At 59.9% G+C, this 22049-nt stretch carries 21 protein-coding genes; 10 read left to right on the top strand and 11 right to left on the bottom strand.

Annotated features, from left to right (window positions below; translation table 11 throughout):
* Positions 1 to 50: 50 nt before the first annotated feature.
* From xdhA to xdhC, 3 genes are all read left to right on the top strand, one after another.
* A complete protein-coding gene (gene xdhA, locus ASD36_RS19040; protein ID WP_060505803.1) occupies positions 51 to 1526 on the top strand; it encodes a xanthine dehydrogenase small subunit in 1476 nt (491 codons plus the stop codon).
* A 169-nt stretch (positions 1527 to 1695) separates the two neighbouring features.
* Positions 1696 to 4038 (top strand): xanthine dehydrogenase molybdopterin binding subunit, encoded by a 2343-nt coding sequence (xdhB, locus tag ASD36_RS19035; RefSeq protein WP_060505804.1) that lies wholly within the window; start codon positions 1696 to 1698, stop codon positions 4036 to 4038.
* Between the two features lie 11 nt (positions 4039 to 4049).
* Entirely contained in the window at positions 4050 to 4856 is an 807-nt protein-coding gene (gene xdhC / locus ASD36_RS19030; RefSeq protein WP_060505805.1) for a xanthine dehydrogenase accessory protein XdhC, read from the top strand.
* Positions 4857 to 4859: 3 nt separating this feature from the next.
* Here the strand turns inward: xdhC and ASD36_RS19025 are convergent, their stop codons facing one another.
* Positions 4860 to 5444, bottom strand: a complete 585-nt coding sequence (locus tag ASD36_RS19025) for a TetR/AcrR family transcriptional regulator (protein ID WP_060505806.1) — start codon at positions 5442 to 5444, stop codon at positions 4860 to 4862.
* An 83-nt stretch (positions 5445 to 5527) separates the two neighbouring features.
* Between ASD36_RS19025 and ASD36_RS19020 the strand changes: the two genes are divergently transcribed.
* The 5 genes from ASD36_RS19020 (at position 5528) to guaD (ending at position 10707) form a co-directional block, all read left to right on the top strand.
* A complete protein-coding gene (locus ASD36_RS19020; protein WP_082512262.1) occupies positions 5528 to 6541 on the top strand; it encodes an alpha/beta fold hydrolase in 1014 nt (337 codons plus the stop codon).
* Complete coding sequence (locus tag ASD36_RS19015; protein WP_060505807.1) at positions 6526 to 6819, top strand: antibiotic biosynthesis monooxygenase; 294 nt, start codon at positions 6526 to 6528, stop codon at positions 6817 to 6819. The genes ASD36_RS19020 and ASD36_RS19015 overlap by 16 nt, the downstream gene beginning before the upstream one ends.
* A gap of 350 nt (positions 6820 to 7169) precedes the next feature.
* Positions 7170 to 8078: a LysR substrate-binding domain-containing protein gene (locus tag ASD36_RS19005; RefSeq protein ID WP_060505809.1), complete on the top strand. Its 909-nt coding sequence runs from the start codon at positions 7170 to 7172 to the stop codon at positions 8076 to 8078.
* 80 nt (positions 8079 to 8158) lie between these two features.
* Entirely contained in the window at positions 8159 to 9397 is a 1239-nt protein-coding gene (puuD, locus tag ASD36_RS19000; RefSeq protein WP_060505810.1) for a urate hydroxylase PuuD, read from the top strand.
* Complete coding sequence (guaD, locus tag ASD36_RS18995; RefSeq protein WP_060505811.1) at positions 9394 to 10707, top strand: guanine deaminase; 1314 nt, start codon at positions 9394 to 9396, stop codon at positions 10705 to 10707. Before puuD ends, guaD begins: the two co-directional genes overlap by 4 nt.
* On the opposite strand, the gene ASD36_RS18990 is transcribed toward guaD, so the two are convergent.
* From ASD36_RS18990 to ASD36_RS18965, 6 genes are all read right to left on the bottom strand, one after another.
* The gene (locus ASD36_RS18990) at positions 10704 to 10922 is read right to left on the bottom strand and encodes a DUF6500 family protein (RefSeq protein WP_060505812.1); all 219 of its coding nucleotides are present in this window, start codon (positions 10920 to 10922) and stop codon (positions 10704 to 10706) included. The genes guaD and ASD36_RS18990 overlap by 4 nt on opposite strands.
* Before the next feature lie 75 nt (positions 10923 to 10997).
* Positions 10998 to 12929 carry a beta-galactosidase gene (locus tag ASD36_RS18985; RefSeq protein ID WP_060505813.1) on the bottom strand — a complete coding sequence of 644 codons (1932 nt, stop codon included), beginning with the start codon at positions 12927 to 12929 and terminating at the stop codon, positions 10998 to 11000.
* Complete coding sequence (ugpC, locus tag ASD36_RS18980; protein WP_060505814.1) at positions 12929 to 14026, bottom strand: sn-glycerol-3-phosphate ABC transporter ATP-binding protein UgpC; 1098 nt, start codon at positions 14024 to 14026, stop codon at positions 12929 to 12931. The genes ASD36_RS18985 and ugpC overlap by 1 nt, the downstream gene beginning before the upstream one ends.
* 51 nt (positions 14027 to 14077) lie before the next feature.
* Positions 14078 to 14929: a carbohydrate ABC transporter permease gene (locus ASD36_RS18975; RefSeq protein WP_060505815.1), complete on the bottom strand. Its 852-nt coding sequence runs from the start codon at positions 14927 to 14929 to the stop codon at positions 14078 to 14080.
* Positions 14929 to 15837 carry a sugar ABC transporter permease gene (locus ASD36_RS18970; protein ID WP_060505816.1) on the bottom strand — a complete coding sequence of 303 codons (909 nt, stop codon included), beginning with the start codon at positions 15835 to 15837 and terminating at the stop codon, positions 14929 to 14931. Before ASD36_RS18970 ends, ASD36_RS18975 begins: the two co-directional genes overlap by 1 nt.
* A 178-nt stretch (positions 15838 to 16015) precedes the next feature.
* Positions 16016 to 17242, bottom strand: a complete 1227-nt coding sequence (locus ASD36_RS18965; protein WP_060505817.1) for an extracellular solute-binding protein — start codon at positions 17240 to 17242, stop codon at positions 16016 to 16018.
* A gap of 159 nt (positions 17243 to 17401) precedes the next feature.
* Between ASD36_RS18965 and ASD36_RS18960 the strand changes: the two genes are divergently transcribed.
* Both ASD36_RS18960 and ASD36_RS18955 read left to right on the top strand, forming a co-directional pair.
* Positions 17402 to 18367 carry a helix-turn-helix domain-containing protein gene (locus tag ASD36_RS18960; protein ID WP_060505818.1) on the top strand — a complete coding sequence of 322 codons (966 nt, stop codon included), beginning with the start codon at positions 17402 to 17404 and terminating at the stop codon, positions 18365 to 18367.
* A gap of 110 nt (positions 18368 to 18477) precedes the next feature.
* Positions 18478 to 19614: an alpha-hydroxy acid oxidase gene (locus ASD36_RS18955; RefSeq protein WP_060505819.1), complete on the top strand. Its 1137-nt coding sequence runs from the start codon at positions 18478 to 18480 to the stop codon at positions 19612 to 19614.
* Between the two features lie 2 nt (positions 19615 to 19616).
* Here ASD36_RS18955 and uraH read toward each other — a convergent pair whose 3' ends face one another.
* The 4 genes from uraH to puuE are packed head-to-tail and all read right to left on the bottom strand — an operon-like array spanning position 19617 to position 21966.
* Positions 19617 to 19973, bottom strand: a complete 357-nt coding sequence (gene uraH / locus ASD36_RS18950) for a hydroxyisourate hydrolase (protein WP_060506064.1) — start codon at positions 19971 to 19973, stop codon at positions 19617 to 19619.
* Positions 19974 to 19993: 20 nt separating this feature from the next.
* Positions 19994 to 20491: an ureidoglycolate lyase gene (locus ASD36_RS18945; RefSeq protein ID WP_060506065.1), complete on the bottom strand. Its 498-nt coding sequence runs from the start codon at positions 20489 to 20491 to the stop codon at positions 19994 to 19996.
* Between the two features lie 42 nt (positions 20492 to 20533).
* Positions 20534 to 21037 carry a 2-oxo-4-hydroxy-4-carboxy-5-ureidoimidazoline decarboxylase gene (uraD, locus tag ASD36_RS18940; protein ID WP_060505820.1) on the bottom strand — a complete coding sequence of 168 codons (504 nt, stop codon included), beginning with the start codon at positions 21035 to 21037 and terminating at the stop codon, positions 20534 to 20536.
* Complete coding sequence (gene puuE, locus ASD36_RS18935; RefSeq protein ID WP_060505821.1) at positions 21037 to 21966, bottom strand: allantoinase PuuE; 930 nt, start codon at positions 21964 to 21966, stop codon at positions 21037 to 21039. Before puuE ends, uraD begins: the two co-directional genes overlap by 1 nt.
* Positions 21967 to 22049 lie beyond the last annotated feature (83 nt).

Raw genomic sequence — 22049 nt, 5'->3', positions numbered from 1 at the left:
TGCCGGTTTTGGGCATAGTTTCAAGAGTCGAAATGAAAAGAAGAGACAGAATGACACAGTCGTCCGGCAGCATCCGTTTTATCCTGAACGATCGGGAGATTGCGCTCACCACCGTGCAGCCAACCGCGACGCTGCTCGATTTTCTGCGCCTCGAAAAGCGTATGACCGGCACCAAGGAAGGCTGCGCCGAAGGAGATTGCGGCGCCTGCACCGTGTTGGTAGGACGGCTATCGGCCGGTGAACTCGTTTACGAAAGCGTCAATGCCTGCATCCGGTTCACCGGCTCGCTGAACGCCACTCATGTCGTCACCGTCGAACATCTGGCGGCAAAGGATGGAACGCTGCATCCGGTTCAGCAGGCGATGGTTGACTATCACGGATCCCAATGCGGCTTCTGCACGCCCGGTTTCATCATGTCGCTCTATGGCCTCTGGCTATCGAAGGACAATCCAGGCCGGGCCGATATCGAAAAGGCGCTGCAAGGCAATCTCTGTCGATGCACGGGCTACGAGCCGATCGTCAAGGCGGCGGAAGCCGTGGCGAAGGCCAGACCCGATGCCGTGTTCGACCCGATCGTCAAGGCCCGGAACGAGATCATCACCAAGCTGACCGCAATCCGCTCGCCACAAACGATCCGCATGACAAGCGGTGATGCCACTCTGATCGTGCCCGGCACCGCAGCCGATCTTGCCGATACGCTGGCGGATCATCCGCAGGCGACCATCGTTGCCGGGTCCACCGATGTCGGGCTTTGGGTCACCAAGCAGATGCGCGCGCTCAATCCGGTCATTTTCATCAACGGCCTGGAAGATTTGCAGTTCATCCGAGAAACGGCGGATGGCATCCTGATCGGGGCCAGCGTCAGCTATTCCACCGCCTTTTCAGCCATTTCCGCCCGTTATCCCGCCTTTGGCCGCATGCTCGACCGGCTGGGCGGCGAGCAGGTGCGTAACATGGGCACGATCGGCGGTAACGTCGCCAACGGCTCGCCGATCGGCGATACGCCGCCGCCACTGATCGCGCTTGGCGCCAGCGTCAATCTGGGTTCGAAAACCGGGCAGCGAACCGTGCCCCTCGAAGCCTATTTCATCGAATATGGCCGCCAGGATCGTAAACCCGGCGAATTCGTCGAAAGCATTTTCGTGCCGCATTTGCCTGCGGACGATCATTTCGCTGTCTACAAGATCTCCAAACGCCGTGACGAGGATATCTCAGCGCTCTGCGGCGCTTTCCGCCTTTCGCTCAACAGTGACAACACCGTCGCCTCCGCCCGGATCGCCTTCGGCGGCATGGCCGGGACACCAAAGCGGGCCTCCAATGTCGAAAAAGCGTTGGTCGGGAACCTCTGGAACGAGGAAACCGTTAAGACCGCTCAGGCCGCATTTGATGCCGATTACCAGCCTCTGACGGATTGGCGGGCCACGGCCGCCTATCGCATGCTGACGGCGAAGAACCTTCTGTTGCGGTTCTTTTTGGAAACTTCGGGACAAAAGGCGGAACTCGTCCGCTTTGAGGTGACGGCATGAGTGCGGGCGGCGGTTTTCCTCTTCTCCCCAGCGGGGAGAAGTGGCGAGTGGAACGAGGTGATGATGGGGTCTTGCGGCAAAGTCCAGTTTGTGCGGCTCCCCCTCATCCGGCCCTTCGGGCCACCGTCTCCCCGCTGGGGAGAAGAGAAAGAAGCGAAGGAACCTACTGATGGACAACTCCACCTTCGAGGAACGCAAGACCATCGCCGGTTCCATGCATTCGAATTTGCGCCACGACAGCGCCCACAAGCACGTCTCGGGCACAGCCGACTATATCGACGACATTCCGGAACCGGCAGGTACGCTGCATGGCGCTTTGGGCATGACCGACCGCGCCCATGCCGAGATCGTTTCGATGGACCTGTCCGACGTCGAGGCAACGCCCGGCGTCGTCTGTGTTTTGACCGCAAAAGACATGCCGCATTCCAACGATATCAGCCCCAGCCATCTCGATGACGAGCCGGTGCTGGCCGAAGGTCTGGTGCAATTCCACGGGCAGCCCACATTTGCCGTAATCGCCGAGACACGTGACATTGCCCGAAGGGCTGCCCGCAAGGCAAAAATCATCTATCGCGACCTGCCGCATCACACAGATATTCTCGACGCACTGGAGAACGGCGCCGAGCTTGTCACCAAGCCGCTGACATTGTCGCGGGGCGATGCCGAAGCGGAGCTTGAGCTCTCCCCGCACCGCCTGGCCGGCCGGATGCGGATCGGCGGACAGGAGCATTTCTATCTCGAAAGCCATATCGCCATGGCCATTCCGGGCGAGGACGACGAGATCACCGTCTGGTCGTCCACCCAGCACCCGAGCGAAGTGCAGCATATGGTTGGCCACGTGCTTGGGGTCCCATCCAACGCCGTGACCGTGCAGGTCCGGCGCATGGGCGGCGGTTTTGGCGGCAAGGAGACACAAGGCAACCAGTTTGCGGCACTCGCCGCAGTGGCCGCGAAGAAACTGAAGCGCGCCGTGAAATTCCGGCCGGACCGCGACGAGGACATGACCGCGACCGGCAAGCGGCACGACTTCCTTGTCGATTACGATGTCGGCTTCGATGACGACGGCCGTATCCATGCGGTCAAGGCGAACTATGCCGCCCGCTGCGGTTATTCCTCGGACCTGTCCGGCCCGGTCACCGACCGTGCGCTGTTCCATGCCGACAGTTCCTATTTCTATCCGCATGTAAAACTGACCTCGCAACCCCTAAAGACCCACACCGTCTCCAACACCGCCTATCGCGGGTTCGGCGGGCCGCAGGGCATGGTCGGCGGCGAGCGAATCATCGAGGAGATCGCCTATGCGCTGGGCAAGGACCCGCTCGATATCCGCAAGGTGAATTTCTACGGCGAAAAAGGCTCCGGCCGTGACCTGACGCCCTACCATCAGCAGGTTGAAGACAACATCATCCACCGCATTGTCGCGGAGCTGGAAGAGAGCGCCGATTATCAGGCGCGGCGCAAGGCGGTCATCGACTTCAACAAGACCAGCCGCATCATCCGCAAGGGTATCGCGCTGACACCGGTCAAATTCGGCATTTCTTTCACCATGACCGCCTTCAACCAGGCGGGCGCGCTGGTGCATGTCTATCAGGACGGCTCGATCCACCTGAACCATGGCGGCACCGAAATGGGCCAGGGGCTCTATACCAAGGTGGCGCAGGTTCTGGCCGACAGTTTTCAGGTCGACATCACCAACGTCAAGATCACCGCGACCACCACCGGCAAAGTGCCGAACACGTCGGCAACCGCCGCCTCCTCCGGGTCGGATTTGAACGGCATGGCGGCCTATGATGCCGCCCGGCAGATCAAGGAGCGGCTTGTCGATTTCGCCGCCGAACGCTGGCAGACCGAGCGAGAAAACATCACTTTCGTACCCAATCATGTGAAGATCGGCGATGAGTTGGTGCCCTTCCCAGCCTTCATCAAGCAGGCCTATTTTGCCCGCGTACAACTCTCGGCGGCAGGCTTTTACAAGACACCGAAAATCCACTGGGACCGCAATACCGGCCGTGGGACGCCGTTCTATTATTTCGCCTATGGCGCCTCGGTCTCAGAAGTTTCTATCGATACGCTCACCGGCGAATATATGGTCGACCGGGTCGATGTGCTGCACGATGTCGGCAAGTCGCTCAATCCGGCGATCGATATCGGTCAGGTCGAGGGCGCTTTCGTGCAGGGCATGGGCTGGCTGACGACCGAGGAATTGTGGTGGGATGCCAAGGGGCGACTGCGCACCCACGCGCCATCGACCTACAAGATTCCGCTCGCCTCCGACCGGCCAAAGATCTTCAACGTCAAGCTGGCGGAATGGGCCGAAAATGCCGAGATGACCATCGGCCGCTCGAAAGCTGTCGGCGAGCCGCCATTCATGCTGCCGATCTCGGTTCTCGAAGCCCTGTCGATGGCGGTTGCCAGTGTCGCCGATTACCGCGAATGCCCGCGGCTCGATACACCGGCCACTCCGGAACGCATCCTGATGGCCGTCGAGCGCCTGCGGACAGGAAGAGCATAAAGAGCCTTGAAATGAACTTTGCAATCGACAGCCTCGAAGCGTTCCTTGCGCGCGAATACAAGCTGGTCATCGTCGAGATCAAGCAGACCTTCGGATCGACACCCCGCGAAGCCGGCACGGTCATGCTGGTCTCTCCGGCAGACACGCATGGTACGATCGGCGGCGGCCAGATGGAGCATATGGCGATCGACCATGCACGAGCATTGCTCGCAGGTGTGAATGACCAGTTGGAGATGGACATCCCGCTCGGCCCCGATATCGGCCAATGCTGCGGGGGCCGCGTGGTTCTGACATTCCGGATCGGCGATGACGCCACCCGCGCAGCACTCGACCGGAAACTGAGGCAACGATTGCAGGCCCTGCCGGAGGTCTGGCTGTTCGGGGCCGGCCATGTCGGGCGCGCACTGGCAGACGCACTCCTGCTTTTACCGCTGAAGACCTACGCGGTGGAAACCCGGAAGAATGAACTCGACCTGATGTCGGCCGGTGCCAGCCATCGCCTGGTTGCCATGCCGGAGGCGATCGTCAAGGAGATCGCGCCGGGTTCTGCCGTGGTTATCCTCACACATGATCACGCGCTGGATTTCCTCATTGCCAGGGAAGCACTCGCCCGCGACGACCTTGCTTACGTGGGCATGATCGGCTCCAGGACCAAGCGTGCAACGTTCTCAAACTGGGCGAAGAAGGACGGCCTCGGCGACGAGGCGATCGGCAGGCTCGTCCTGCCCATCGGCGGCAAGGCCGTCAGCGACAAGCGCCCCTCGGTGATCGCTGCCATGACTGCGGCAGAGATTCTCGTCGCGCTGCATGCGCGGTAGCCTCTACGGACGCGGCATGGAGGCACGGATCAGCGCATGTGCGGCCTCGCCCGCTGTTTCCATATAGGAGGGGTCCCGATGCAGGAGGACGACGGCAAAAGAGCCGTCCAGCAGCAGGATCGTCTGCCGGGCAAGCATCCGCGCCTGCGCACCCAATTCCGCCGCCTCGAAGGTGCTGTTCAACCAGTCCTCAACCCGCCGCTTGTGCGCGGCACCGATCTTCATCGCCGGATGACCGGGCATATTGGCAAGCTCGGCCGACGTTCTCAGAAACCCGCAGCCCTTCCAGCGCGGATGCCGGGCTGCAACCGCCAGATTGAAGAAGATACCTCGCACCTTGTCGGCGACATCGCCTTCCGTTTCTGAAAACCATCGCTTGAACAGGGCCAGATTTGGCTGGTCACGCTCTTCCAGATAAGCGGCGATCAGGTCGTCCTTGCTGTCAAAATGGTAGTAAAGCGTGCGCTTGGTCACTCCCGCCTTTTCCGCCACCGCATCGACGCTGACGGCACGGATGCCCTCGCTGTAAAACAGCTTTGAGGCAGCGGAAACAATACGGTCGCGGGTGGGAAGTGCCGATGTGCTCATACTTCAATGTATACCGACCAGTGAATATACACAAGCAATGCTCTCGCCTACGATAAAGCCATCGAAACCGCCGGAGAACGATCATGCTGGAGATGGACGGCTGGCCCGTCGGGATTGTCTGCGCAGACGGCGTCCGGCTTGGCGGCCATGTCTGGAGAGGCACGGGTAACGGCGATTTCGGCAGCGTCATCATCAATCCGGCAACCGGCGTGCTGGCGCGCTACTATCACGCCTATGCGCGGTTTCTTGCCGGTCACGGTTTCACGGTGCTGACCTATGATTATCGCGGCATTGGCCAGTCGCGGCCCGCCACACTGCGCGGCTGCACCTATCGCTGGGCGGATTGGGGTGAACTGGATTTCGTTGCAGCCCTCGCCTTTCTGGACACCCATAGACAGGATGGCCCCAGGCTCGTGGTCGGCCACAGCATCGGCGGGTTCCTGCCCGGCTTTGCGGAAAACGCGCCGCTGGTCGACCGCATGCTCACTGTCGGCGCCCAATATGCCTATTGGCGCGACTATGCCGGAGATCAACGCCTGCGCCTGTTTTTAAAATGGCATCTCGCCATGCCGCTCCTGACGGCGATATGCGGATATTTCCCCGGCAGGATGCTCGGCTGGCTGGAAGACCTTCCGGCAGGGGTGGCGAGAGACTGGAGTTTTCGCCGCGCCCGCATGGAACTTACCCATCGGCGCGAAGACCGGCCGGATATTTTGAGGCGGTTCTCTGCCGTCACCGCCGACATTCTGGCGATCGGAGTGACGGATGATGACATCGGCACCTCGAATGCCATTCGCCGGGCGCTCAAGTATTATGAAAATGCCAGTCCTGCCGAAGCCGCCTTGTCACCGACAGATCTTGGCTTCGACCGCATCGGCCATTTCAGCCTCTTTCACAAACGCCACGCCGCCGGCTTCTGGCTGGATAGCCTACTCTGGCTGCGCGACGGCATCAATCCCTGGCCGGACAAGCCGTTGAAGAGGGCGTCCCCTGCAAACAAATACACGCCGTTCCAGAGCCAATGCTACATTCACGGCAAAGGCATGATGCGACGCTCCCTCCAATCCATCGAAGGAAAACCATGCCCTACGTTCTGATCATCCATGAGGTCGCCGATTACCCCGCCTGGAAGGCAATTTTCGACGCCGCTGCCGGCATCCGCCGCGAGGCCGGTGAGATCGCCTATCAAGTGCTGAAATACGATACCGACCCCAACCGGATCGTCCATTATGCGTTATGGAGTTCACTCGATGCGGCGAGAGCATTTTTCGAGTCCGACCGGTTGGTCGAGATCCGCGCCAAGGCCGGGGTCGAGGCGCCGGAATTCATCTATCTCGAACAATTGGAACGCGGCGAACTGGGCGTACCACGCTGACATCACACCGCCGGACCTTCTGAATATGTCCGGCGGCAAACAGGGTCTATCGCGTCATATCCGAATCCTCACGCGGGTCGCGACCGTCCATGAATCCCAAGTCTCTCTTCATGTATTCGGACATCACTTCGAGATCGAGCCTCGGGTAGCGTGGTTGAAACCCGCAGAGCAGTCTTGCCAGCACGGAGCGCCATCCCTCGCTGCGCTTGCGCGACATTGGTTGATATCTTTCAATTGCTTGGCAATCCATGACGGCACCTGTTGTTTTCGTGAATGTGATTGCAGCATGCGCGCAAACATGCTCCAATTCCAATCGAACAACCGTCAGCATGCATTAAGAGAACTTATCCATGAAAATGTCGAAACAGTTTCCGCTCAATGCGCTTCGCGTGTTCGAAGCGGCGGCAAGGCTGGGCAGCTTCACCAAGGCAGGCGCTGAACTCGGCATGACGCAGACGGCGGTCAGCTATCAGATCAAGCTGATCGAGGAGAATGTCGGCGAGCCGCTGTTCCTGCGGCGGCCACGGCAGATTGTGCTGACCGATGTTGGCGAGCAACTCGCACCACGTGTTACCGAAGCTTTCGAGATGCTGCAGGAAGCGGTGCTATCGGCGCGCGGTGATGTCAACAGCGCCCTGTTGATCAACTCGACGCCAACCTTTGCCTCGCAATGGCTCGCCCGCAACATCGGCAGCTTTCAGCTCGCCCATCCGAACATCGCCGTACGGCTGACCACCACCGACAAGGTGATCGACCTCATCGCGGAATCCACCGACCTTGCCATCCGCGCAGGAACCGGCGTCTGGCCGGGCCTCGACAGCCATCCCCTGATGCCCATCGAGTTCACACCGATGCTGAGCCCGGCGCTTGCCGAAACGGTCGGCGGCATCCAGGAGCCGCGTGACCTTCTGAAACTGCGGATCATCGATGCTGGCGATCCGTGGTGGCGGCTGTGGTTTGCTGCAGCAGGTGTTGACGATCCGGATCTGGAGGGACGGCCGACCAGCCGGCTTGGAGCCCAGAGTTTCGAAGCGCGCGCGGCGATCGCCGGCCAGGGTGTTGCCATCCTGACGCCGGATTTCTACCCGGACGACATCGCGCTCGGCAGGCTCTACCAGCCGTTCGAACTGGTCGGCAACGATGGCCACAACTACTGGGTCGTCTATCCGCATGCACGACGCAACACGCCGAAAATCCGCATGTTTCGCGACTGGATTCTCGGCGAACTCAACCCGCAAGCCAACAGCTTCACCAAATAGCGTCTGACGACCGCATCGCCCTCTTCCCCCGCCGGGCATTTTTGCGCAAGGTGCGCAGAGGAAGCATAAAGGGAACATCAATGTATGAATTTGCCATCGCCTGGGAATGGCTAGCTTTTGCCGTTCGCTGGCTGCATGTGATCACGGCAATCGCCTGGATCGGCTCGTCCTTCTACTTCATCGCGCTTGATCTCGGCCTGGTGAAGCGTGACCATCTGCCCGTTGGTGCTTATGGCGAGGAGTGGCAGGTGCATGGCGGTGGCTTCTATCATATCCAGAAATACCTGGTCGCGCCCGCCACCATGCCGGAGCACTTGACCTGGTTCAAATGGGAAAGCTATGCGACCTGGCTCTCCGGCTTCGCCATGCTCTGTCTGGTCTATTATGGCGGCGCCGATCTCTTCCTGATCGACCGCCATGTGCTGGATATCTCCGCGACCACGGCTATTGCGATCTCGATCGGTTCGCTCGCGATCGGCTGGATTTTCTACGATCTCCTGTGCAAATCGCCGCTCGGCAAGAACACCTGGACGCTGATGGGCATCCTCTATGTGGCGCTCGTCATCATGGCATGGGGATACACGCAGGTGTTCACCGGCCGCGCCGCTTTCCTGCATCTCGGCGCTTTCACCGCGACGATCATGTCGGCCAACGTCTTTTTCATCATCATGCCGAACCAGCGCGTCGTCGTCGCCGACCTGATTGCCGGCCGCACGCCCGATCCGAAATATGGCGTCATCGCCAAGCAGCGTTCGCTGCACAACAATTACCTGACCCTGCCCGTCGTCTTTTTCATGCTGTCGAACCACTATCCGCTGGCCTTTGCCACCGCCTATAATTGGGTAATCGCGGCTCTGGTCTTCCTGATGGGCGTCACCATCCGGCACTGGTTCAATACCACCCATGCCAGAAAGGGACGTCCGACCTGGACATGGATCGTCACGCTGATCATCTTCATCGTCATCATGTGGCTCTCGACAGTGCCAAAAGTGCTGACCGGCGAAGAGAAGGCCGAAGTCTCGCCCGCCTTCCAGCAATTCGCCGCCAATGCCCATTTCCCCGCCGTGAAGGACGCCATTTCGACGCGCTGTTCCATGTGCCACTCGGCCGAACCCGTCTATGAAGGCATCAATCGGGCACCGAAGGGCGTGATGCTCGAAAACGACGCTGAGATTGCCGCCCACGCCCGCGAAATCTATATCCAGGCCGGACGCAGCCATGCGATGCCGCCCGGCAATATCACCGACATGACCAATGACGAACGCAAGCTTGTGACCGCATGGTTTGAAAGCTCGGTTTCGGAAGGCAAGACAGAATGACCGCTACCCTCATCCGTGGACGCACCCTGAGTTTCACCCGCGCTCCTTCGAGCCTGGACGATAGCGCTTCCTATATCTACGAAGCCGATGGCGCTCTGCTAGTCGAGAACGGACTGATCCTTGCCAGCGGCGGCTATGACGCCGTCAAGACGCAGGCGCCCGGCGACGTCACCGAAATCGACCATTGCCCGCATCTGATCATGCCCGGCTTTATCGATACCCACCTGCACTTCCCGCAGATGCAGGTGATCGGCTCCTATGCCGCCAATCTATTGGAATGGCTGAACACCTATACGTTTCCCGAGGAATGCCGCTTCGTCGAGACGGCGCATGCTCAGCGTATTGCCGGAAAATTCTTTGATGAAATGGTCCGCCACGGCACGACGACCGCCGCTGCCTACTGCTCCGTGCACAAGGCTTCCGCCGATGCTTTCTTCGCCGAAGCGCTGAACCGTAACATGCGCATGATCGCGGGCAAGGTGATGATGGACCGCAACGCCCCGCAAGGTCTGCTCGACACGCCCGAAATGGGCTACGACGAAACTCGCGCCGTGATCGAACAATGGCACGGCAAGGGCCGCAACCACGTGGCCATCACGCCGCGTTTCGCCATCACCTCGACACCGGAACAGATGTCGGCCGCGGCAGCCCTAGTGCGCGAATTTCCCGACCTCCACGTCCAGACGCATCTCTCCGAAAACCGCGACGAGATCGATTTCACCTGCGCACTTTATCCGGAGGCCATCGACTATACCGATGTCTATGCCCGCTACGGCTTGCTAGGGCCGAAAACCCTGTTTGGTCACGCCATCCACCTGTCCGAGCGCGAAATGGATGCGATGAGCGAGACCGGCTCGATTGCGGTTCACTGCCCGACCTCGAACCTTTTCCTCGGCTCCGGCTTGTTTCCGCTGAGAAGGCTGATGAACCGGGAGAAGCCCGTGCGCGTCTCCTTCGCCACCGATATCGGCGGCGGTACCAGCTATTCAATGCTGCGCACCATGGACGAGGCCTACAAGATCCAGCAATTGCAGGGCGAGCGGCTGAACCCGCTGGAAAGCGCCTATTTCATGACGCTTGGCAATGCACGGGCGCTGTCGCTGGAAGACAAGATCGGAACGCTGGAGCCTGGAACGGATGCCGACTTCATCGTCCTCAACATGGCGGCAACACCGGCCATGGCGCTGAAGGCGGAGATGGTCAATTCGTTGTCCGACGAATTGTTCCTGCTGCAGACCATGGGTGACGACCGGGCAATCGTCGAGACCTATGTGGCGGGCCTTGCGGCCAAGGCGGATTTGGCCGCTTAGGCCATCTCCTCCACCATCGCCTTGATCTTCACGGCCTTTTCGAAATGGTCGAGCCTGTGCGTCCGGATCCACCATTCGGCCGCTTCCATCAGCAGCTCAGGATCATCATTGCGGTTTGCAAAGAACGCGTAGAAGGACAGCCCGACACCGGGTCCTTTTTCCGCGATCTTGCGATCGCAGACCTCGATGATTTTCTGTCTCAGGCTGGCTCTCATTCAAAAAATCCAATGCGAAAAACGATCTCCTTTTGTGGAGGAGATCGTTTTTTACGCAAGGGCAAAACGCCAGTTTTATTTCCGCCAGGCCGCTACCGTCTGCGGCTTCACGTCGATGTCGCCGAGAATGACGGTACCCGTGGCCGGGCTTGCCCAGGATTCGGTGCCGTAATTGAATGCAAACGTCATGCCGCCACGCTTGCGCAGACGGATGTGGTCGGGCAGCGCCACCGTTTCGAGGCCAGCTTTTGCCGCCAGTTGGGTGAGCGTCTGTTGTAGCAGAGACTGATCAGGCCAGCAGGCAAGATAGTGGTGCCGGCCCTTCACCGACAATGCCGGATCGCCGTTGGTGAAATGCGCAAGAACCTCGCCGTCGGTCTCGATATATTCCCGCCAGCGGATGGCAGCGCCCGAGACGGCCCCGGAGACGGCATCCTCAAGACCGGGACGCAGCGACGAGACCTGCGTAACGCGAATACCCGTCAGCGCGGCAAGCGGACCCGGCGGCAGATTGTCGGGGATGGAAAACTGGCGCGTGCGCGAGCCGGAGCGTGGACCGTAGAGAACGATGCCCTCCGCCGCGGCAAATGCCTGAAATGCTGCCTCCGAGACAATCATCAGCGATGGCACGAGGACCAGCTTGTAGCCGTCGAGCGCCGCACCCGGGGGAACGAAATCGACGTTGAGCCCGAGCTTGCGCACGGCCTCATACCAGCGGAAAGCAAGGTCGTGATACTGGAAGTCCCTGCCCTGCGGCTGAATGACGGTGCTCCAGTAGGTTTCGTAATCATAGACGATCGCGACCGGCGCTTGTTCCGTTGTCGGCAGTTCGCCCATCTCGATGATCTCGCGGCCGGTGACCTCCGCCTCGCGGCCGCCGGCCGACAGTTCGTCCGATCCCGGCAGATTGAGGCCCGCGTGCATCTGTTCCTGCGCAAACGGCGCCTGCCGCCAGCGGAAGTAGCTGACGACTTCGGCACCATGCGCCAACGCCTCCCAGGTCCAGAGCCGCACCATGCCCGGCTTCGGCACCGGGTTCCACGGCGCCCAGTTTACCGGACCCGGCTGCTGCTCCATCACCCAGAAACGGCCACGGCCGACGCCGCGATAAAGGTCGTGATGAAATGGTGCGATGTCGGGATGCGACGTCTCCGCCCAGCGGTTCTTTTCGTCCTGGCTGAACGGAAATTTTTCGACAAAGCCGATCGGATAACTATCCCAGGAGGCGATATCGAGGTTCTCGCCGACCTTCCAATGGTCGAAATCATTGACGAAGCCCATGAAGTTATGGGTGATCCAACGGCCCGGAGAATGCTTGCGGATGATCTCGCACTGCATCGTGTCATAGGCTGCCACCTGCCCCGACTGGAAACGCCAGAAATCGAGCCGCGCCGCCGGATTGGTCTCGGTGACCGTCAGGTTCGGCAGCACGACATCGTCGAAACTGTTGACCTCCATCGACCAGAAGACATTGCCCCAGGCTTCGTTGAGCTGGTCGGTCGACTGGTAACGCAGCCTCAGCCAGCGGCGAAATGCCTTCAGGTCTTCCTGCCCCCAGGATTGCGTCGTGTCGTGGCAGCCGTACTCGTTGTCGGTCTGCCAGCCATCGAGTGCCGGATGCTCGCCGTAGCGTTTGGCGATGATCTCGACGATGCGGGCGCTCTCGCGCCACCAGACTTCCGAGGAAAATGTATAATGCCGGCGCGAACCGAAGCCGCGGACATGACCCTGCTGGTCAACCGGGGCGATCTCCGGATATTCGTCCATCAGCCATTTCGGCGGAGTCGCCGTCGGCGTGCCGAGCACGACTTTCAGACCGGCGGCACCCAGCGTATCCATGGCCCGGTCGAGCCAGTCAAAATCGAACGTGCCGCGCTTTGGCTCCAGCCGCGACCACGCGAATTCGCCAATGCGAACGAAAGAGATACCAAGCTCGCGCATGCGGCGGGCATCCTTTGCCCACCATGCCTCTGGCCAATGTTCCGGATAATAGCAAACGCCCAGCATTACTTCGTCAGATCCCTATTGATGATGGCGACGCCCTCGGCGTCGAAGAGGTGGCAGGCTTTCGGCGGAATGCCGATGCGGAAATCCGTGCCCGGTTTGGCCGTGGCCAGCCCATCGGCCTTGACGGCGATATCGCTGCCATCGGCAAGGCTGACATAGAACATCGTCTCGGAGCCGAGATATTCGGCGAGCCTGAGCTTGGCTGACAGGATGGCGCCGTCCCTGGCATCAGCATCGATATGTTCGGGACGAATACCGAGCGTCACCGGCTGGCCTTCGCTCACCTTTGCATTACCGGCAGGCAACAGAATATCGATGGCACCCGGCAACGTCACCCGGATCTGGTCGCCTGCAGGCGCGGCTGTGGCCCGCAAAAAATTCATCTTCGGCGAGCCGATGAAGCCGGCAACAAAGAGATTCTTCGGTCTATGATACAGTTCGAGCGGCGAGCCGATCTGCTCGATCGATCCGGCACTCAAGACGACGATCTTGTCGGCCATGGTCATGGCCTCCACCTGATCGTGGGTGACGTAGATCATCGTCGCCTTCAGGTCCTGATGCAGCGTGCTGATCTCGGTGCGCATCTGCACGCGCAGTGCCGCGTCGAGGTTCGACAGCGGCTCGTCGAACAGGAAGACTTCCGGGTTGCGGACGATGGCGCGGCCAATGGCGACGCGCTGGCGCTGGCCGCCGGAAAGCTGCGAGGGCTTGCGGGTCAAAAGCGGTTCGAGCTGCAGCATCTTTGCCGCATGCTTGGTGCGTTTTTCGATTTCGCCCTTGTCGTGACCGGTCATGCGTAGGCCGAAACCGATATTGTCGGCAACAGTCATGTGCGGATAGAGCGCATAGGACTGGAAGACCATGGCAACGCCGCGCTCGGACGGGCCGACATGGGTCATGTCCTTGCCGCCGATCTTCAGGTCACCGGCGGAGATGTCTTCCAACCCGGCAATCATACGCAGCAGCGTGGACTTGCCGCAGCCGGACGGGCCGACGAAGACGCAGAACTCGCCATCGGCGATGGTGAGATCCACGCCCTTGATGACGCTGACGGCGCCGAACTGTTTCTTGACATTGTGGAGTGTGACATCAGCCATTGGCCTTGCCTCCCGAAGTACGTTGAAATGTGGAAAAGCAGGACATGGCGATCATCCCTTGGTCGCTCCGAGCGTCAGCCCGGCGATGAAGTGTTTCTGCATCAGGAAGAACATCAGCACCGGCGGCATGGCGGCGACGATCGAGCCGGCCGAGACCAGATGCCAGGCGGCGATCCATTGGCCGTTCAGCGAATAGAGCCCGGCCGTCACCGGCATGGCGTGCTGGCCCTGCACCAGGACCGTCGCCCAAAAATAGTCGTTCCAGATGAAAGTGAACACCAGCACCGAAAGGGCTGCGATGGCCGGTCGCATCAAGGGCAGGACGATATAGCGGAAGATCCGCCACTCGCTGACACCTTCGACACGGGCGGATTCGATCAGCGCGAATGGCAGCGACTTGATGAAGTTGCGCATGAACAGCGTGCAGAAGCCGGTCTGGAAGGCGATGTGGAAAAGCACCAGACCGGAAATGCTGTCGTAGAGCCCCGCTTTCAGCGTCATGTCGCGCACCGGCACCATGAGAATCTGAAATGGAATGAAGTTGCCCGCGACGAACAGGAAGAACAGGATCAGGTTGGCGCGGAACTTGTAGACCGCCAAAGCGAACCCAGAGAGGCAGGCAAGCCCGACCGCGCCGATCACCGTCGGGATCGTCACCTTGAAGGAATTGAGGATGTACCAGCCGATCGGCGAATCCCGGAAGACGGCGGTGTAGTTCTCGATACCGGCAAAGCGCGAGGGTATGCCGAAATAGTTGCCGGCGGCGAGATCGCCGGACGGACGAATCGAGGTGATGGCGACGCCGATCAGCGGCAAGAGCCAGACGATCAGCGCGACCGGCAGGATGATCGTATAGGCGTGGCGCACCCAGGGGGAAGCCTTCTGGACAGGCGTTGGAAACATCAGGCGTTCCTTTCCTGCATCAGCATGCGCACGATAAACATCGTGATGAAGACCATCATGATCATGAACAGAACGACCGCGATCGCCGCGCCGTAACCCATGCGGTAGCCGTATTCGGACAGCGCCTGCTCATACATGTAAAAGGACAACACGCGGCTCGATCCATAGGGGCCGCCATCGGTCATGATCGACACCAGGTCGAAGGAGCGCAGCGCCCCAATGACAGTGACGACGATGGCGATGAAGGTGGCGGGACCAAGTTGCGGCAGGACGATGTTCCAGAGCAGCGACCAGCCCTTGGCGCCGTCCATGCGGGCGGCTTCCACCTGCTCGGGATTGATGTTGTTGAGGCCCGTCAAATAGAGGATCATGCAATAGGCGATCTGTGGCCAGAGGCCAGCGGCGATGATGCCGAGCGTCACGTAACGCTCGTCGGCAAGGATGGCGATGCTTTCGCCGGTCACCGTCTTGATCAGCGCCGAAAGCAGTCCGAAATCCGGGGCATAGAACCAGGTGAAGATCAGGCCGACGACCACCTGGCTGATGACGAACGGAAAGAAGAACAGCGACTTATAGAGCCGGATGCCGGTGACCGTCTGGTTGAGAAACAACGCCACGGCAAGACCGGCCGGAACCGCCAGCAGATAAAGCACCAGCCAGAGGATGTTGTTCTTCAGCGAGGTGTAGAACGCCTCGTCATCGAGAAGCTCGACATAATTGGCAACGCCGATCCAGGTCTTTGCCCCAAGGCCATCCCAGTCGTAGAAACTGATCCAGATGGATTCAAAGATCGGGATGATCACATAGATCGAAAACATGATCATGCCGGGCGCCAGAAACAGCCAGGGCGCGAGGCGCTGCTGGTTGCGTTTCCAGTAACTCGTTGTCGCGGGAACGGTGCTGCTCATCGCGGCCCCTTTTGTTAAAAAAATTTGAGATTAATGAAGGCGCGGCATGCTCGGAGTACTCCCTCACCCTTGTGGGGAGGGGTGGGGCGGGGTTTTCTTCTGTTTAAGAAAAAGAACCCCTCCCCTTCGCTTCGCTCCGACCCTCCCCACAAGGGGGAGGGTTATTCCGAGACCGCCGCTACTTGTAAATCCGCCCGCGTGCCTTTTCGAGGCGTGCAAGGATCGCATCGACACTGTCAGGCTTGACCATGAACTGCTGGAAACCTTCCATACCGGCCTTGGCCATTTCAGCCGGTGCATCACGATCGTAGAACTGGGCCAAGGCGTAGGCGTTGGCCAGCATCTCGAAGCCTGCCTTGAGGAACGGATCGTTCGACTTGGCCGACTGGTTGTTGACCGGAAGCTGGCCGAGAACCTCGTTCATCTTGGTCTGAGCCTCCGGCGTTGCCAGATAGGCGAGGAACTTGCGGGCATCTTCCTTGTTCTTCGCACCCGACGGGATGTGGAAGGATTCGGTCGGTGCATCCTCGGCCATCGGGATGCCGGCGGTGATTTCCGGGAACTGCAGGAAGCCGATCTGGTCTTCCTTCAGCCCGCCATCGACCATCGCAGCAACGGCGAAATTGCCCATCAGATACATCGGCGCCTTGCCCTGGACGAATTGCGGGATGGCATCCTGCCAGTCGATCGCGGCGTGGTTTTCAATGAAATAGCCGGGCTTGACCAGTTCGCCCCACTTTTCGAACACGGCCTTCACCTTCGGATCGGTGTAGGGAACCTTGCCCGCCGTCAGGTCCATGTGGAATTCGTAGCCATTGACGCGCAGGTCGAGATAGTCGAACCAGCCGCCCGTCGGCCAAAGGGCCTTGGTGCCGATTGCAAACGGCGTCATGCCGGCTGCCTTGATCTTTTCGCAAGCGGCTATCAGTTCGGCCCAGGTCTTTGGCGGAGTGATACCCTGCTCGGCGAAGATGTCTTTGCGGTAGTAGATGCCCCACTGATAGTAGGAATAGGGAATGCCCCATTTCTTGCCGTCGATTTCCATTGACTTCACAGCCGATTTCAGCTGGTCGTCCAGCTTGTTTTCGGTCCACAGATCAGTGACATCCTCGAACAGGCCGGCCTTGACGAAGGGGGCCATGCGGTTGCCGGAATACCAGGACACCACGTCGGGCGCGTCCGCCGTCAGGAAGTTGCGGATCGCCGACTTGTAGCCTTCATGGTCGAAATTGTTCCACTTGACCGTGACGTCCGGATGGGCAGCCTTGAACCCTTCGATCAAGGTTTCCATTGCCTTTTTCGGCGCCGGATCGGTCTGGTCGGAATTGACGACGAGTTCGCCTGCGAACGCGGTCGAGACGGTCAGTGCATAGCCGAGCGCGAGCGCGGCTTTAAAAGAATTCATGATATCCTCCCAAGGATCAGCGTGTGGTGCCGTTGCGTCCCGCAGGTCGTCTTGTTCCTCTCTCCCGCATGAACGCCTTGACCTTGCGGCCGAAACCCGCAATCTACTTCCGACATTTCGGCATAGACTTCCGGTTTCCTAACATCAGCAGGATATGAAATGACCCGCCGTCCGAAACTCGTGAACAGGCTCGGAGCGACACCGGTTCATCCGGAACGCGATCCGGCCCATCCGCTGGTGGTGTTTGGCGATCACCGTTTCTGCGCCGGCGACAACATCAATGTGCGGCGCATGGCAGGCCCGCACATGCACAGTCAGATCGAGCTCAATTTCGTGCTGGAAGGCGAGATGACCTACTGGTTCGACGGGCGCGAGCTCAGCGTTTCGGAAGGACGGCTCTGCCTGTTCTGGGGGATGATCCCGCATCAGGTGACGGATATCAAAGACCCGACGCGGTTCATCTGCCTCTATGTGCCGATGTCGGTCTTTCTGGCGCTTCCAAGCCTCAGCCGTTTTCGCGATGCCGTCTTTCGCGGCGCAATGATCGAAGCGCTCGATATCAGGCCCTATGACCGCGACGTCTTCATGCGCTGGCGCGAGGAACTGCTCTCCGGTGACGCGGAGTTGGAGCAGATCGTACGCGAGGAACTCGGCGCGCGCGTGCGCCGTCTCGACCGCGAGGGCTGGCGCGATCTGCGCGAACAGGGCTCGGCCATCGCCTCGTTCGAACATCACGACGCCGACCGGATGTTCCATGTCGAGCGGATGATGCGCTTCATTACCGAACATGCGCTGGAAAACATATCGGCCGAGGATGTCGGAAGGGATGTCGGCCTTCACCCAAATTATGCAATGGGCATCTTCAAGCGCACCGTTGGCGTGACCATCAATCAATCGATCGTCCGCCACCGCCTCGACACGGCGCAATCGCTGCTGATTTCCACCGACCTGCCGATCACCTCGATTGCCTTCGAGGCGGGTTTCGGCTCCCTCTCCCGTTTCTACGAAGCCTTCCATGACCGGTTCGGCACCAAGCCCGGCACATTTCGGCGCCGGCTTGCCAAGCCGCCCAAGGCGCGTGAGGTACATGCGACGGTGAACGGGCAAATTGCTGGCGGCGATTGAGCATCGAGAAAGAGGTAAAATATTTTTACCTCTTCTCGATTCGGCTCTTAACAAGCATTCGCGAAACATGGTATGGCCGGGCAACATCTGTTGAGCTGGAAACCCGCGCCATGGCCAAAATCCTCGAAATCAGTGACCTCAAGGCACTCGCCAAGCGCCGCGTGCCAAAAATGTTCTTTGACTATGCCGACAGCGGCGCATGGACCGAAGGCACGTACCGGGCCAACGAAGAGGATTTCCGCAAGATGAAGCTGCGCCAGCGCGTGCTGGTCGATATGACCAACCGCTCGCTCGAAAGCACGATGATCGGCCAGAAGGTCTCGATGCCGGTGGCCCTGTCTCCGACCGGCCTGACCGGCATGCAGCACGCCGATGGCGAAATGCTGGCGGCGAAGGCGGCCGAGGAATTTGGCGTTCCCTTCACGCTCTCCACGATGAGCATCTGCTCGATCGAGGACGTTGCCTCGGTGACGACAAAGCCTTTCTGGTTTCAGCTCTACGTCATGCGCGACCGGGAATTCGTCAAGAACCTGATCGACCGCGCCAAGGCCGCCAAATGCTCGGCACTGGTCCTGACGCTCGACCTGCAGATTCTCGGCCAGCGTCACAAGGACCTGCGCAACGGCCTGTCAGCCCCGCCGAAATTCACCCCAAAACATATCTGGCAGATGGCGACCCGGCCGCTATGGTGCATGCAGATGCTGGGGACCAAGCGCCGCAGCTTCGGCAACATCGTCGGCCACGCCAAGAACGTCTCCGATCTCTCCTCCCTCTCTTCCTGGACCGCCGAACAGTTCGATCCGCAGCTGTCCTGGGAAAATGTCGAGGAAATCAAGAAAATGTGGGGCGGCCCGCTGATCCTGAAGGGCATTCTCGATGTCGAGGACGCCAAGATGGCGGCGCGCACCGGCGCTGACGCGATCATCGTTTCCAATCACGGCGGCCGCCAGTTGGATGGCGCACCGTCATCGATCAGCATGCTGCCGAAAATCGTCGATGCCGTCGGCCACCAGATCGAGGTCCATGTCGATGGCGGCATCCGTTCCGGCCAGGATGTACTGAAGGCTATCGCCTTGGGCGCAAAGGGCACCTATATCGGCCGCCCGTTCCTCTATGGCCTCGGCGCCGGCGGCAAGGCCGGTGTCACCACCACGCTCGATATCATCCGCAAGGAACTCGACATCACCATGGCGCTCTGCGGCAAGCGTGATATCCGTGATATCAACCGGGACGTGATTGCCGAATAGGCTCAGCTACCCCGGTATGTCGAATAGCTGAACGGCGAAAGCAGCAGCGGCACATGGTAGTGGCTGGCCGCATCGGCAATGCCGAAGCGCAGCGGAATGAGATCGAGGAAGGCTGGCTCTGCCAAGACAGCACCAGTCCCACGCAGATAGTCACCCGCGTGGAACAGCAACTCATAAGTACCGGCCACAAAGGCGTCGCCCTCAAGCACCGGGCCATCGACCCGGCCGTCACTGTTGGTTTCGACAGTGCGCAGCAGACGGCGACCGTCACCCTCGATCAGGAAGAGGTCGATCTTCAAGCCTCTGGCCGGTTTACCGAGCGCGGTATCGAGGACATGGGTGGTCAGGCGGCCGGACATGCTCATGGGAACCTCGTGCGTCAGAAGGGATTGGCGATGACGAAGGGCTCGTCGTAGAAAACCTCTTCGAGATTGTTACCCGGACCATCACGATCGACAACCAGGAAATCGCTGACCGCGCCGACAGCCATCAGCGGATGATGCCAGACATTGCGGCCATAGTTGACGCCTTGCGCGCCGGTGGCCAGAAAGACCCGCGGTAATCCAGGCTTTCCACCATCATCCGGCGCCACGACCGCAAGCCACGAACCGCCACTGATCGGCGAGAAGCTTTGGGAGCCCAGCGGATGGCGCTCCATCATCATCACACTGTAGGGAAAGCTGCGCGGCTGGCCGCGAAAGATATTGATGATGACGCGGGCATCGTCACCGGCCACATCGGCACGTCCAAGCGCATGAAACCGCTCGGTCGATCCACCGTTGATAAGCCGCATCGTTTCCGGATCAGCCTCAATAACAGTGCCAAAAGGCGCGAATGCCGCCTGGGTCAGCGGCTCGATCGTCAGAATATGTGGCATCAGATCGTCAATGCCGCCGTGAAATGGCATGGCGGGTTCGTCTTAGGCATTGTCTTCTCCCGGAAGCAGTGAACGCAAACGCAAAAGCGCGATCTTCTCGACCTGCGCAGATGCCGTTTCAAATTCCTCTTCCTGGCTATTGTCAATCCGCCTTTCGAAGGCAGACAGAATATCGTCCTTGTTCAGCCCCTTGACGGCGATGATGAAAGGAAAGCCGAATTTCTCCGTATAGGCGGTATTCAACCCGGTAAACCGCGCATGTTCGGAGGCACTAAGGCGATCAAGCCCTGCCCCAGCCTGCTCCGCCTTGGAATCCTCGGTCAGCCCACCGGCAATGGCGAGTTTACCAGCAAGATCCGGATGAGCGCGGAGAACCGCCAGCCGCTCGGCATGCGAGGCCGCACGGAACGGCGCAACCAGCGCCTCATGCACATCGTCAGACGTCAGCGAAATATCCGGTACCGTGTCGAAAGCACGCTCGGCGACCCAAGGAGAATGCTCGAATACGCCGCCAAACCGCGCGACAAACTCGTCCCGCGCCAGCATCACAGGCCACCTTCCGGCTTGTGATGCTCATGCCAGTGCCGGGCGATGTCGATGCGCTTCGGCGTCCAGACCTTTTCGTGGCTTAGAACGTAATCGACGAACCGGGCAAGCGCCGCGGCCCGACCTGGCCGGCCGACGAGACGGCAGTGCAGACCGACATTCATCATCTTCGGGCTGCCTTCCTTACCTTCCGCATAGAGCACGTCGAACGTGTCCTTCAGATAGGCAAAGAACTGGTCGCCGGAATTGAAGCCCTGCGGCGTCGCAAACCGCATGTCGTTAGCATCGAGCGTATACGGAATGATCAGATGCGGCTTGTCCTTGGTCAGGCCCGGCACCCAATAGGGTAGTTCGTCGGCATAGCTGTCAGAGGAATAGACGAAGCCGCCCTCTTCGATCACCAGCTTCAATGTATTGTCTGAAGGCTTGCCCTGATACATGCCAAGCGGGTGCGATCCCGTCAGTTCGGTGTGAAGGCGCACGGCCTCGCGGATATGCTTGCGTTCCTCGTCTTCGGAAAAATCCTTGTACTCCAGCCAGCGATAGCCGTGGCTGGCGATTTCCCAACCCGCTTCCTTCATGGCGGCAACCGCCTCCGGATTGCGCGCCATGGCCAGCGTCACGCCGTAAACGGTGACATCGACATTGCGGCTGGTAAACATCCGCCACAGCCGCCAGAAACCGGCACGCGCGCCATACTCGTAGATCGATTCCATATTGAGGTTGCGCTGGCCGGCCCAGGGCTGTGCGCCGACGATTTCCGACAGCAGCGATTCGGATGCCTTGTCGCTGTCAAGAATGCAGCTCTCGCCCCCCTCTTCATAGTTGACCACGAATTGCACGGCGATGCGCGCATCGCCCGGCCAGCGAACTTGCGGAGGATTGCGGCCATAGCCGACGAGATCGCGTGGATAGGATTGGTCTGTCATGAAATCACCCTTCGAATTTGCCGGAACGGTATCATCCGGGACCGGAAAATCGAAGTCAAAATGGTGACCGGTAACGCTCTGTC

The sequence above is a fragment of the Rhizobium sp. Root1334 genome (assembly GCF_001426665.1).
Lineage (GTDB): Bacteria > Pseudomonadota > Alphaproteobacteria > Rhizobiales > Rhizobiaceae > Pararhizobium.
Note: the sequence above shows the minus strand (reverse complement) of the source record. Positions and strands in the feature narration are given on the sequence as shown.